The sequence below is a fragment of the Chitinophaga sedimenti genome (genome assembly GCF_023156195.1).
Classification (GTDB): Bacteria; Bacteroidota; Bacteroidia; order Chitinophagales; family Chitinophagaceae; genus Chitinophaga; species Chitinophaga sedimenti.
Map to the genome: position 1 here is coordinate 1,560,722 of NZ_JAKUKA010000001.1, position 11,926 is coordinate 1,572,647.

14 protein-coding genes and 2 pseudogenes are annotated in these 11,926 nt (G+C 47.3%); 3 read left to right on the forward strand and 13 right to left on the reverse strand.

Going from position 1 to position 11,926, the window contains the following annotated elements; translation table 11 throughout:
• Positions 1–105: 105 nt before the first annotated feature.
• The 7 genes and pseudogenes from MKQ70_RS08870 to MKQ70_RS38025 all read right to left on the reverse strand — a co-directional run bounded on the left by MKQ70_RS08870 (position 106) and on the right by MKQ70_RS38025 (position 4,001).
• On the reverse strand, positions 106–813 hold the full coding sequence (locus tag MKQ70_RS08870) for a tetratricopeptide repeat protein (RefSeq protein ID WP_248070012.1): 708 nt from the start codon (positions 811–813) through the stop codon (positions 106–108).
• Positions 814–821: 8 nt separating this feature from the next.
• On the reverse strand, positions 822–1,361 hold the full coding sequence (locus MKQ70_RS08875) for a tetratricopeptide repeat protein (protein WP_248070015.1): 540 nt from the start codon (positions 1,359–1,361) through the stop codon (positions 822–824).
• A 42-nt stretch (positions 1,362–1,403) separates the two neighbouring features.
• On the reverse strand, positions 1,404–1,685 hold the full coding sequence (locus MKQ70_RS08880; RefSeq protein ID WP_248070017.1) for a DNA gyrase C-terminal beta-propeller domain-containing protein: 282 nt from the start codon (positions 1,683–1,685) through the stop codon (positions 1,404–1,406).
• Positions 1,686–1,702: 17 nt separating this feature from the next.
• Entirely contained in the window at positions 1,703–2,143 is a 441-nt protein-coding gene (locus MKQ70_RS08885) for a DNA gyrase C-terminal beta-propeller domain-containing protein (protein WP_248070019.1), read from the reverse strand.
• Positions 2,144–2,228: 85 nt separating this feature from the next.
• Positions 2,229–2,513 (reverse strand): DNA gyrase C-terminal beta-propeller domain-containing protein, encoded by a 285-nt coding sequence (locus tag MKQ70_RS08890; protein WP_248070021.1) that lies wholly within the window; start codon positions 2,511–2,513, stop codon positions 2,229–2,231.
• Positions 2,474–3,687: pseudogene (locus MKQ70_RS08900) on the reverse strand (DNA gyrase subunit A). The gene MKQ70_RS08890 and the pseudogene MKQ70_RS08900 overlap by 40 nt, the downstream one beginning before the upstream one ends.
• 11 nt (positions 3,688–3,698) lie before the next feature.
• Entirely contained in the window at positions 3,699–4,001 is a 303-nt protein-coding gene (locus tag MKQ70_RS38025; protein WP_282456296.1) for a DNA gyrase subunit A, read from the reverse strand.
• Between the two features lie 382 nt (positions 4,002–4,383).
• Between MKQ70_RS38025 and MKQ70_RS08905 the strand changes: the two genes are divergently transcribed.
• The 3 genes from MKQ70_RS08905 to MKQ70_RS08915 all read left to right on the forward strand — a co-directional run bounded on the left by MKQ70_RS08905 (position 4,384) and on the right by MKQ70_RS08915 (position 7,112).
• Complete coding sequence (locus MKQ70_RS08905; RefSeq protein ID WP_248070025.1) at positions 4,384–5,709, forward strand: saccharopine dehydrogenase C-terminal domain-containing protein; 1,326 nt, start codon at positions 4,384–4,386, stop codon at positions 5,707–5,709.
• A 129-nt stretch (positions 5,710–5,838) separates the two neighbouring features.
• Positions 5,839–6,219, forward strand: coding sequence for a hypothetical protein (locus MKQ70_RS08910; RefSeq protein ID WP_248070026.1), 381 nt, complete (start codon positions 5,839–5,841; stop codon positions 6,217–6,219).
• A gap of 23 nt (positions 6,220–6,242) precedes the next feature.
• Positions 6,243–7,112, forward strand: coding sequence for an IS3 family transposase (locus MKQ70_RS08915; RefSeq protein WP_248081180.1), 870 nt, complete (start codon positions 6,243–6,245; stop codon positions 7,110–7,112).
• Here MKQ70_RS08915 and MKQ70_RS08920 read toward each other — a convergent pair.
• The 6 genes and pseudogenes from MKQ70_RS08920 to pdhA form a co-directional block, all read right to left on the reverse strand.
• Positions 7,098–7,781 (reverse strand): Sir2 family NAD-dependent protein deacetylase, encoded by a 684-nt coding sequence (locus MKQ70_RS08920; protein ID WP_248070028.1) that lies wholly within the window; start codon positions 7,779–7,781, stop codon positions 7,098–7,100. The two genes, MKQ70_RS08915 and MKQ70_RS08920, sit on opposite strands and share 15 nt — an antisense overlap.
• 365 nt (positions 7,782–8,146) lie before the next feature.
• The gene (locus MKQ70_RS08925; protein ID WP_248070029.1) at positions 8,147–8,575 is read right to left on the reverse strand and encodes an EVE domain-containing protein; all 429 of its coding nucleotides are present in this window, start codon (positions 8,573–8,575) and stop codon (positions 8,147–8,149) included.
• Positions 8,576–8,592: 17 nt separating this feature from the next.
• On the reverse strand, positions 8,593–9,312 hold the full coding sequence (locus MKQ70_RS08930) for a (Fe-S)-binding protein (RefSeq protein ID WP_248070031.1): 720 nt from the start codon (positions 9,310–9,312) through the stop codon (positions 8,593–8,595).
• Between the two features lie 40 nt (positions 9,313–9,352).
• Positions 9,353–9,856, reverse strand: a complete 504-nt coding sequence (gene ribH, locus MKQ70_RS08935) for a 6,7-dimethyl-8-ribityllumazine synthase (RefSeq protein WP_248070033.1) — start codon at positions 9,854–9,856, stop codon at positions 9,353–9,355.
• A 56-nt stretch (positions 9,857–9,912) separates the two neighbouring features.
• The gene (locus MKQ70_RS08940) at positions 9,913–10,629 is read right to left on the reverse strand and encodes a tetratricopeptide repeat protein (protein WP_248070034.1); all 717 of its coding nucleotides are present in this window, start codon (positions 10,627–10,629) and stop codon (positions 9,913–9,915) included.
• A gap of 95 nt (positions 10,630–10,724) precedes the next feature.
• Positions 10,725–11,668, reverse strand: a pseudogene (gene pdhA / locus MKQ70_RS08945) (pyruvate dehydrogenase (acetyl-transferring) E1 component subunit alpha).
• Positions 11,669–11,926 lie beyond the last annotated feature (258 nt).

An 11,926-nucleotide genomic window follows, 5' to 3' on the forward strand; every position in this document is an offset into this window, starting at 1 on the left:
GTATATAGGGTCGTTAAAATTGGAAACCTGGCATAACGGCGTGCGTAAACAAAAAGGGTGATGCATTTCTGCACCACCCTTCTGCGGAATTATTTTGACAACTGCTTACTGCAGTCCTTCCAGTTTCTTCTTTACTTCTGCAACTTTGTCGGTCTGGCTCTTAATCGCGTAGATTTTAGAGAGTGCAGTCAGACAGTTATAGTAAGTGTCTTTGTCGCCTTGCTCCAGGTTTGCAGCACCTTTAGCGGTGAAAACTGCATCAGCTTTCTCGAAGTAAGGGAGTGACTGGCCCATGAGGGCTTCCACTTTACCTTGCAGTTCTTTCGCTTTAGGACCGGTCTGTGATTTGCTGTCCAGTGCGTTCAGTTCTTTGTTGAACACAACCGCGCGGTTAAAGTACAGTGCACCCAGCTGGAAGTTAGCAGTAGCATCGTTAGCGTTCAGTTCCAGCGCTTTTTTGTAAGCTGCTTCTGCCTTATTCATCAGCTCATCGTAATTAGCTGGTTTGGGCAAATCGGAACCGTTTTCGCTGCGGGGATTCGCTACGTTATCAACACGGATGGCATAGTCGAGAGTCGCGTTGAAATCGGTAGGATTAGCGGCTACTTTCTTCTCGAGCATGTCCAGCAGTTCAGCAGTTTTACCGGTTTTGGAGTAATAGATCATCTCCATATCGTTAAAACGTTTGTCAGCAGGGAATGTCTTTTTCGCGTCTTCGATTGTTTTCAGCCAGTTCGCGTTATCACCTCTTTCTTCGTATTGCTGAGCAAGCAAAACGTACAGCGCTGGTTCTTTTTCAAACTTCAGGTCCACCGCCTTTTTCAGGAATGTGAATGCTTCGTCTTTTTACCAGCCTGCTGAGCGGCGTAACCGGTGTAAAATACCATGGAGGTATCCGTAGGGATATTGCCCGCCATGTTTTTAGAATTGTAGAAGGTAGAGATTTCCTGTGCTTTCTGGAAGTTTACAAAAGCGGAATCCCATTGCTGGCTGTTCAGGTTACCATAACCCGCATTACCTACAGTAGCATACACGTTAAACATGCGGCCGTTGATTTCCATCAACATGTCAGGCATTTTCGGATTTTTTTCGATCGCGGTTTTATATGCGTCGTAGGCAGTCAGCGCGTCGGCCAGACTTTTGTTCTGCGTAGCCAGTGCCTCGTAGATTTTGCCTTTTACATAAAAGGTTTTTGCATCATCTTTAGTTTTATCGTGCTGAAGAGCTGCTTCAATGTCTGCTTTGGCTTTGTCGTAATCCTTCTTTCCTAAATTTTCTTCTGCGCTGCTCACTTTTGCTTTTTGCGCCATTACGGTCGCTACGCTCGAGCAAAAGAGAAAAGACAACATAAGTTTTTTCATGTGGCTCAGGTTTTTAAATTATGATTAACATTGTTGAAGATGCTATTCTTCTGCAGGAGCGGCTTCTTCTTCCCCTTCTGCGCTGGCTTCGCCGCCTGCGGTGTTTTCCTCTCCGCTGGCAATTACTTCGCCTGCTGTACCTTCGGCGCCCTCGCCTTCCAACAGGTCTTCCGGTTGCTCTTCCTGCTCGTCAATCCTTGCTACCGCTGCAATTTCATCGCTTTCGTCCAGCCGGATCAAACGCACGCCCTGTGTGGCGCGGCCTGCTTCACGAATGTCTTTCACCGCCATGCGAATAGTAATACCGGATTTACAAGTGATCATCAGGTCGTCTTTCTCCGTTACGTCAGGATAGCGATCAGGCTGCCTGTTTTCTCCGTTACGCTAATGGTTTTCACCCCTTTACCGCCACGGTTCGTTACACGGTACTCTTCGATGTTAGTGCGTTTACCGAAACCTTTCTCAGAAACTACCAGTACAGTACGCGTTTCGTCCTCCTTATTAACACAAATCATACCAACAACCTCGTCGGCCTCATTGTCTACCTCGATACCACGCACGCCAATTGCGCCGCGGCCGGTTTCACGCACGGTTGTTTCAGGGAAACGGATGGCGCGGCCACTGCGGATAGCCATCATCATTTCCATATTACCATTCGTCAGCCGGGCATCCAGCAGCTGGTCGCCGTCGTTGATCGTAATGGCGTTAACACCGTTCTGGCGCGGACGGGAGAACTCTTCCACCAACGTTTTCTTAATGATACCGTTTTTAGTACACAGCAAGATGTAGTTGTTGTTGATGAAGTCCTTATCCGGAGGTCTTTGATATCGATGATCGTACGGATTTTATCATCGGAAGGCAGGGTAATCAGGTTCTGGATCGCACGACCTTTACCGGACTTCTCGCCTTCAGAATTTCGTACACTTTCAGCCAGTAACAGCGGCCTTTTTCTGTAAAGAAGAGCATGGTGTGGTGCGTAGAGGCTACGAACAGGTGTTCGATGTAATCCTCATCACGGGTTTTACCCCCGATGGCGCCACGGCCGCCGCGTTTCTGCTGGCGGTAATCATAAGCGGAAGTACGTTTGATGTAACCGAGGTGAGAAATGGTAATTACCACGTCTTCTTCCGCGATGATATCTTCAATACGCATTTCGCTGGCCGGTACTGGATCTCTGTTTTACGCTCGTCGCCGAAACGTTTCTTCACATCTTCCAGTTCGTCTTTGATGATCTGGAAACGCAGGCCTTCGTCGGCCAGGATATCTTTCAGGTGGCTGATCAGTTTCATGATCTCGTCATATTCTTCCCGGATCTTATCGCGCTCCATGCCTGTTAATCTCTGCAGACGCAGTTCCAGGATGGCTTTAGACTGGATTTCCGTTAGGCCGAAGTTGCTCATCAAACCTTCTTTCGCGATGTCCGGCGTAGCGGAGTTGCGGATCAGGGAGATCACTTCGTCCAGGTGGTCGAGGGCAATGAGGTAACCGGCTAAGATGTGTGCTTTTTCTCGGCCTCGCGCAGTTCGTAATTAGTTCTTCGCACCACTACTTCGTGACGGAATTCCACGAACTCGGAGATCATTTCTTTCAGGTTAAACACTTTCGGGCGGCCTTTCGACAGCGCTACGTTGTTAATACCGTAAGAGGTCTGTAATTCAGAGTATTTATACAGCTGGTTGATGATCACGTTCGGAATAGCCTCCCGTTTAAGATCAATTACCAGGCGCATACCTTCGCGGTCAGATTCATCGCGTACATCGGTGATGCCTTCGATGATTTTATCGTTGACCAGCTGCGCAATTTTCTGGTGCAGCACGGCCTTATTGATCTGGTACGGCAGTTCGTAAATTACCAGTCTTTCGCGACCGGCTTTCGTTGTTTCAGAAGTAATTTTACCTCTTACCACCACGCGGCCACGACCGGTTTCAAAACCTTGTTTAACACCGTCGAAACCGTAAATGATACCACCTGTCGGGAAGTCAGGCGCTTTTACATGTTTGATCAGTTCTTCGATGGTAATATCACGGTTATCGATATACGCAATACAGCCATCCACCACTTCGCTCAGGTTATGCGGCATGATGTTGGTGGCCATACCTACCGCGATACCGGAAGCACCGTTGATCAGCAGGTTAGGCACACGCGCAGGCAGCACGGTAGGCTCCTGCAGGGTATCGTCAAAGTTGAGGGAAAAGTCAACCGTTTCTTTATCGATGTCTTCCAGCATCGCTTCGGCCAACTTACGTAAACGCACCTCCGTATAACGCATGGCCGCCGGCATGTCACCATCCACCGAACCGAAGTTACCCTGGCCGTCTACCAGCATGTAACGCAAGCTCAGGGCTGCGCCATACGCACAATTGTATCGTAAATAGACGCATCGCCGTGAGGGTGGAACTTACCCATTACCTCACCCACGACACGCGCGGATTTTTTGTAGGGTTTGTTACTGTTGTTCCCCAGTTCGTTCATACCGAACAAAACGCGGCGGTGAACAGGTTTCAGCCCGTCTCGCACATCGGGTAAAGCGCGGCCAACGATCACCGACATAGAGTAGTCGATGTAGGCCGTTTTCATTTGTTCCTCGATATTGATCTGAACAATTCTACCTTCCTGTGGATTTTCCGTATTTTCTATCATTATTTTATTGGTTTACAGGTTTTTCAGCTGTAAATAAAGAAGAGCAAATATAACCTATTCATGCTGTATTAAACGTGGGTTTACCCCCAATGTTAATAAAATCTGGATACAATTTTCACCTCTTTTTTGACTTAAGATTGCAATTATCTAAAATTTTAATGATAAATTCGTATCATCTCCAGTTAATTTTCAATATGCGCATTAAGGTTAATGCGTTCGTATTCGCGGAACAGCAGCGGGAAAGTTTGTAACCATGTGAAAATCAATATTAAAATAGGCAAAAATATTTTAACATTGCAAAACGAAAACGGAGCGCCTTCCGAATGTATAGGTGTAGTAGTTGGACTTACATCGACAGTTTTTTTAACCATTTTCCTGAATTATGAAGCAAATTCTATTGTTTGGTGCCGGAAAATCAGCAACATGCCTTATTGATTACCTGCTCTCAAACGCGCCACGCCAGAAATGGCATGTGACAGTAGCGGACCATGACCTAACGTTGATCAAATCCAAGATAGGAAAATCTTACTATGCCACACCTGCGGCCCTCGACATCGAGGATGAAGCAGCCCGTCAAACGCTGGTAGCGGAATCGGACCTTGTTCTCTCGTTATTGCCGCCTGCCCTGCATATTATTGTTGCGCGCGACTGTCTCAAATTCGGCAAGCATCTTATCACCGCCTCTTACATCGACCCGGAAATCCGTAAGCTGGAAAAAGAGATCGAAGACGCGGGCCTCCTGTTCATGTATGAAATGGGCCTCGATCCCGGTATCGATCACATGTCTGCCATGAAACTCATTCATTCCATCGAGAAAAAGGGTGGGCAGATTTTCGCGTTTAAGTCTTACTGCGGCGGCCTCGTATCGCCGGAAAGCAACGATAATCCATGGAACTACAAAATTTCCTGGAACCCGCGCAACATCGTCATGGCTGGCAGCTCCGGCGCCGTGTATCGTGAAAAGGGCAAGGTAAAAGAAGTGCCTTATGAATCGCTGTTCGACCAGGTGAAAACCGTGATGATACCGGGCGTGGGCAAACTCGCCTATTACCCTAACCGCGACTCGCTCAATTATGTGGATACGTATAATCTCGAAAATATACCCACCTTCATGCGAGCCACATTGCGGTACCCGGATTTTCTCGAAGGCTGGAATGCGATCGTGAAACTCGGTCTCACCGAAGAAAACGCCCCTTTCAATACGGATAACATGACCTATTTCCGCTGGGCGGCGCAGCGCCTGCCGCTGGATAAACACCTGAGCAACGAAGAAAATATGGCCCGGTTCCTCGGTGTCAGCAGTAAATCTAAGCTCATCAGGCAGTTGAAATTCCTGGGTATTATGAACGGAGAAATGATTAACTTAGGTTTACAAACCAACGCCAGCCTGCTGCAGCATATCCTGGAGGAAAAGCTGAAAATGGAGCCTGCCGATAAGGACATGATCGTGATGCTCCATGAAATAGAGTTCGAGCGGCGGAATATGGCCACGAAATTGCACAGCTACATGATTGCACAGGGAGAAGATAGTTTGAGAACGGCCATGGCCAAAACGGTTGGTCTGCCCATGGGCATTCTTGCGAAACTGGTGTTAACGGAAAAGATAGAACTCAAAGGCCTTCACATACCAGTGATGCCCGAAATATACAACCCTGTTCTCCGTGAACTGGAAGATTACGATATCAGGTTCGAGGAGAGTTTTGAGTAGAAGATATTTTCCTATGACGAACTCTGTCCTGAGACAATGAACTATGAAATGAAAAGGCTGCCGGATAGGCAGCCTTTTTTATATAAGTGCTCCGTCCTGAAATAAGTTGACACTTAAAACGAACTTATTATGGGAAACAATGATTTCACTAGATTTAAGCGAACGCAGAAGAGTTATAGCTTAGCCTTTAAATTACAGGTAGTTGGTGAAATAGAACGAGGAGAGCTCAATTTTGACCAGGCTGATCGAAAGTATGGGATTCAGGGACATTGTACGATAGCAAATTGGTTTAAAAAACATAGTAACTTAGATTGGAAAGAACTTCCAACTATGTCTACACAAAAGACGCCTGAACAACGTATTAAAGAACTAGAAGCCCTTTTAGCCAGGGAGAAAGAAAAAGTTCATGTACTTAATACCGCTATTGATATAGCCAACGATATGCTGAAAACGGATATCCGAAAAAAGTATATGCCCGAACAGTCCAGCAAGCCCAAGCCCCGCTCTTAGGGGTAAATGGCGTATGTAAGCTGCTGGGATACAGCCGACAAGCCTACTACAAGCACAAAACTGATCGGGCTCACAGATATCAGGAGCTACGCCAGGTTAGGGAGATGGTGATGAAAACCAGGGCTGGTATGCCCAGATTGGGCACACGTAAGCTGTATAATTTAATTAAACCATGGCTGCATAAGGATTCAATTAAAATTGGGCGAGACGTTCTGTTTAAATTTTTGAAGGCAGAGCATTTATTGATCCGCCCTCGGAAGAGATATATTCAAACGACCAACTCAAAGCATTGGCTGCGAAAGTATCCAAACCTTACTAAATCAATGACTATCAATAAGCCAGAGCAGCTTTGGGTAACAGATATTACTTATTTGAAAACACTTGATGGAAATCTATACCTGAACATGATCACAGATGCTTATAGTCGTAAGATCGTTGGATACAGTATAAGTGATAATATGGAGGCGCTCACCATAGCCACGGCGTTAAAAATGGCGGTTGGAAATCGTATTTATAAGCATCCACTGGTGCATCATTCGGACAGAGGATTACAATATTGTAGTAAAGAGTACGTTAGAATTGCCCTCGCCAATAATATACAGATGAGTATGACCGAAAACGGCGATCCTTACGAGAATGCGCTCGCCGAAAGGATGAATAGAACGATAAAGGAGGAGTTTTTACTTGATGAACTAAGAGTAAACAGCTCCAATACTGTAAAAATGGTGCATGAGTCAATTGCTATATACAACAGCAAAAGACCACATCTATCTTTAAACTATCGAACGCCTGATAGTGTACATCAAAAAAATATCCCAGCCGCAAAAAGCAACTGGGATGATATTTTAACCGTCAACTTTTTCAGGACGATTCAAAGTCTACTTCGTCAATAATGTTATCAGCTCCCTCACTCCTTCCGTTGCCGGTTTTTCTATTTTATGTACGTTCACCAGGCCACTTACCGGCGGGATCTTTTTATCAATCACGAACTTGGGCGTTTCGTCCGAAACGAAATCTGTTAAGCCTGCCGCGGGATACACATTCAATGAAGTGCCGATCACCGCGAACACATCAGCCTGCGCAGCTACCTGTGCGGCCACTTCTATCATTGGCACTGCTTCTCCGAACCACACAATAAATGGCCGGTATTGCCCGCCATCCGGCGCCAGGTCGCCAAGACGAATATCATTAACGTACGGCACGGTTGTTATTTCATCATGTACGCTGCGCATTTTACAGATCTCGCCATGCAGGTGCAGCACATTGGTAGACCCTGCACGTTCGTGCAGGTCGTCGATATTTTGCGTGATAATGCGCACGTCGAAATGTTCTTCCAGTTCGGCTAAACCGACATGTGCGGCGTTGGGTTGTGCATTGCAAACGTCGTGGCGGCGCACGTTATAAAAGTCTAACACCAGTTGCGGGTTCTTGTTCCAGCCAACGGGCGACGCCACTTCATACACATCATGTCCTTCCCAGAGTCCATCACTGTCGCGGAAGGTTCGGAGGCCGCTTTCCGCGCTGATGCCGGCGCCTGTCAATACTACGAGTACGGGTTTCATAACCGTAATTTACCGTAAAAAATGACAATCACGCTGTCACCGTTTTATCTTTTTTAATCTTCTATAGATCCTCCGTCCGGCAAAGAAAACAGCCATCACGAGCAGCCATGCAGGCCATGCGGCTATTATGTCCAGCGCTACATCCAGTACGTTATTCCATCCCGTACGGAGTGATCGGCCCAGGTTCGTAAAGAAGCCCGGTGTAGGTCTGCCGGCGATGGTTTCATAAAAGTGAGGTTGATGGTGCTCATAACATCGCTATGGAAAAAGAAATCTCTTGTTCATAACGAATCGGTTTTGCCAGAGGATGTCCGTTCTGGATAAATTCCATAAAAAATGCCCGGCTGTATCACAACCGGGCATCCCTATCCAACTAAAGAAATATTATTGCATACCCCCATTTCGAGGATGGTGTTGAATTCGTCTTCCGTTACAGCACATACCGATAGTCTTCCCTGGCGGATGAGCGACAGGTTGGCGAGGCGTTTTTCGATCTTCATCTGCGCCAGTGTTACCGGCGTTTTGAATGGCTTGACCGGCTTCAGGTCTACCACCACCCAGTTGGCATCTTCGGTGGTCGGGTCCTGGTAATATTCCTTCGCTACCTTTGCGATCCCTACAATAGCCAGCCCTTCGTTGCTGTGGTAAAACAATACCTGGTCGCCTTTTTTCATGCCTTTCAGGTTGTTGCGCGCCTGGTAATTGCGAACGCCGTCCCAGAAGGTAACGCCGTCTTTCACGAATTGGTCCCAGGAGTATTTAAACGGTTCTGATTTAACAAGCCAGTAATTCATTGTACAAAGTTTTTGCATTACCACCCGCTGGCCAGCACATCGGCAATGTGCATGGTCTTGATGGCATGTCCATGTTTTTTGATATACCCTTCGAGGTGCATCAGGCAACTGAGGTCGGTGCTGATCAGGTAATCTGCCCCGGCATCAATGGCGTTCAGTACTTTCTGTTCGCCCATGCCCACCGATATCGGTTCAAATTTAACGGAGAAGGTGCCGCCGAAACCACAGCAGGTCTCACAATCGGTCATCTCCCGCAACTCCAGTCCCTTCACGCTTTCCAGCAGTTTACGCGGACCAGCCTTAATGCCGCATTCGCGTAGTGCGCCGCAGGCATCGTGGTAAGTGCCTACACCATTAAGTGTGGCGCCTATATCCGTTACGCCCAGCTTTTCGGTAAGGAACTCCGTGAATTCGAACAGGTTCTTTTTGAGCAGTTTTACATCATTGTGGGTAGCGGAGTTGTCGAACAACTTGCTGTAGTAGTTGCGCACAAAACCTGTGCACGAGCCACTGGGCGCCACGATGTAATCGTATGTACGAAAATCTTTTACAAATTTGGTGGCTACAGACCTGCATTCATCGCGGTAACCGGCATTAAATGCGGGTTGTCCGCAGCAGGTTTGTTCGGGGTTATAGTTTACGTTACAACCCAGTTTCTCCAGTACTTTCACCATGTTGAAGGCGGTTTCCGGGAAAAGCTGGTCCACGAAACATGGTATGAAGAGTTGTACGTTCATGGGCGGTTTGAGTCGGTTTTGTCCTGGTGTATAAGTAATACTAGCGATTATTCGCTAACTGGCGCTGGTAGGCGATCATTTTGAGGGCGGTAACTGCCGCTTCGTCGCCTTTGTGGCCATGTACGCCGCCGAGTCTTTCCTGCGCCTGTTCTACGTTATCAACGGTTAATACGCCAAAGATAACCGGCACGGGCAGTTCCAGGTTTAACTGAAGAATACCGTCGGTTACGGCTTTACAAACGTAGTCGAAGTGCGGGGTAGCGCCACGGATCACACATCCAAAGGCGATAATGGCGCTCGGTTGTTCGCCGGTACCACGCGTGTTTTCCCACAGTTGTTTGCAGGCAAAAGGCAGCTCAAAAGCGCCAGGCACCACGTATTTAGCCGTCTTTTTGATGTTATACCGGGCCAGGGTGCGCGTTGCGCCAGCCACCAGCTCGTTGGTCACGAAATCATTCCATTCCGTATAGATCATAACAACACTGGCACTCTCCAGTTGGAGAATGCCAGCATCATTCAGTACGCTTTGATTATGTATAGACATACCAGAAATTTCTTATCACTAAATCCTGCAACGGTTTGCACCGTTGCCTAAATCGCTTACTCCGTCACCACACCTAAACGAGCAAGGTATTTATCTACATTGCTGGCTTCGATAGACATGGGGTATTTTTCTTTGATCGTTTTATAGATCTGGATCGCTTCGTCTTTCTTATTGGATTTCTCCAGTGCAAGGCCTGCGCGCATCAGGTAAATCGGGCTGGTGAGCTCGTTGTTGTTGTAGTTACCAGCTTTTTTGTAGTATTCGATACCTTCGGCATCTTTGCCCAGTTCCATGAACGCATCACCGGTAATACCGTACGCCATAGACTGTACCAGGAGGTCGTTCGAGCTGAATTCTTTCAGCAGGTCGATGCCTTTCTGGAATTCGCCGAGCTTCACGTAAGACACGCCAGCCTGGTATTTGGCCAGGTTGCCTGCTTTAGTGCCGCCATATTTTTTGATTACGTCGAGCAGGCCATAAGCAGCACCGTCGCCGTTCAAAGCCAGACGGAAAGAATCCACGCGGAAATAGCGCTGCGCCTGGAATGCCATTTCACGGGCTTTAGATTCGTTCGGGCCTTTTACGAAACGGTTGTAGGCGAAAAATCCGCCAACTACTACTACCAGGGCCAGTACGCCGTAAGTAATTACTTTTTTGTTTTTCTGAAAGAAATCTTCCGCGTTATGCATAGACGCTTCAAGATCAAACTCCTTTGATTTCTTAGGACCCTGACCCGCACCTTGTGGCTGGATATCTGTTTTGTTCTCTACCATTGTAGATGTGTTAAATATTTCCGTGAGGATTGTTATAAATAAAAAGAAGGTTGACGAACGTCCATGCGAACACCGTCAACCTTGCTTTTATGGTATTAATCAACAATAAAAGGATAATCCTGCTGTACGTACACGTCTTTCAGTAATTCGTCGTCGGAAGGCCATGGAGATTCTTCCGCAAATGTTACGGATTCTTCCACCTCTGCTTTCACGCGCTCATTGATCGCTTCAATTTCTTCTTCTGTAGCCCATTTGTTCGCCTGGATCACTTTCAGCACCTGGGTAATCGGGTCCTGATCGCGATACTCTTCCAGTTCTTCTTTAGAACGGTATTTGGCAGGGTCGCTCATCGAGTGACCGCGGTAACGGTAAGTCTTGATCTCCGGGAGGGTCGGACCACCGTTTTCACGGGCGCGTTTCACCGCACGGTCAATGCCTTCGTGTACAGCTTCGCAGCTCATACCGTCGATAGAGTCGGCCGGCATTTCATACGCGTCTGCCAGTTTATAGATGTCCAGTACGTTAGAGGTACGTTCTACAGAAGTACCCATCGCGTAACGGTTGTTCTCACAAATAAAGATCACCGGGAGTTTCCACAGCATGGCCATGTTAAAGGTCTCATGCAGCATACCCTGACGGGCAGCACCATCGCCAAAGAAGCAAAGGGCTACGTTGTCGGTACCTTTGTATTGCTCAGCAAAAGCCAGACCTGCGCCTGTACCAATCTGTGCGCCTACGATACCGTGGCCGCCAAAAAGTTGTGCTCCAGTGAGAAGAAGTGCATACTACCACCCTTACCTTTCGAACAACCTGTTGCCTTACCATACAGTTCCGCCATACATGCCTTCGCAGAAATACCTTTAGCAATCGCCAGCGCGTGGTCGCGGTAAGCGGTGATAAATTTATCTTCCGGGCGGGTCGCTGTCATCGCGCCTGCAGCAATAGCTTCCTGGCCAATGTACAGGTGGCAGAAACCGCGTATCTTCTGCATACCGTATAACTGGCCGGATTTTTCCTCGAAACGACGCAGCAACAGCATCAATTCGTACCAGTATAAGTAAGTTTCCTTGGTGAATTTCGTCTTCACGTCCTTAACCTTTTTAGTTTGCACTAGTTTCTAAATTTGTCCGCAAATATAACAGGAAAATCCTAAAAATGTAATATGAATTACTATTCCTGTCAAATTATGCAAATTCGTCAAATTCAAGCACTTTTGCATATTGTTCATTTAAGCGCCGCTCATTTTGCTCCAGGTCAGGAAAATATCACTCGTACAGTTTAAGAACTACCCGCAACG

Coding starts and splice junctions, on each gene's coding strand:
- MKQ70_RS08875 (WP_248070015.1), bottom strand. CDS start 1,361: ATGAAAAAACTTATGTTGTCTTTTCTCTTTTGCTCGAGCGTAGCGACC.
- MKQ70_RS08880 (WP_248070017.1), bottom strand. CDS start 1,685: ATGATCACTTGTAAATCCGGTATTACTATTCGCATGGCGGTGAAAGAC.
- MKQ70_RS08890 (WP_248070021.1), bottom strand. CDS start 2,513: ATGCGTATTGAAGATATCATCGCGGAAGAAGACGTGGTAATTACCATT.
- MKQ70_RS38025 (WP_282456296.1), bottom strand. CDS start 4,001: ATGATAGAAAATACGGAAAATCCACAGGAAGGTAGAATTGTTCAGATC.
- MKQ70_RS08905 (WP_248070025.1), top strand. CDS start 4,384: ATGAAGCAAATTCTATTGTTTGGTGCCGGAAAATCAGCAACATGCCTT.
- MKQ70_RS08910 (WP_248070026.1), top strand. CDS start 5,839: ATGGGAAACAATGATTTCACTAGATTTAAGCGAACGCAGAAGAGTTAT.
- MKQ70_RS08920 (WP_248070028.1), bottom strand. CDS start 7,781: ATGAAACCCGTACTCGTAGTATTGACAGGCGCCGGCATCAGCGCGGAA.
- MKQ70_RS08925 (WP_248070029.1), bottom strand. CDS start 8,575: ATGAATTACTGGCTTGTTAAATCAGAACCGTTTAAATACTCCTGGGAC.
- MKQ70_RS08930 (WP_248070031.1), bottom strand. CDS start 9,312: ATGAACGTACAACTCTTCATACCATGTTTCGTGGACCAGCTTTTCCCG.
- ribH (WP_248070033.1), bottom strand. CDS start 9,856: ATGTCTATACATAATCAAAGCGTACTGAATGATGCTGGCATTCTCCAA.
- MKQ70_RS08940 (WP_248070034.1), bottom strand. CDS start 10,629: ATGGTAGAGAACAAAACAGATATCCAGCCACAAGGTGCGGGTCAGGGT.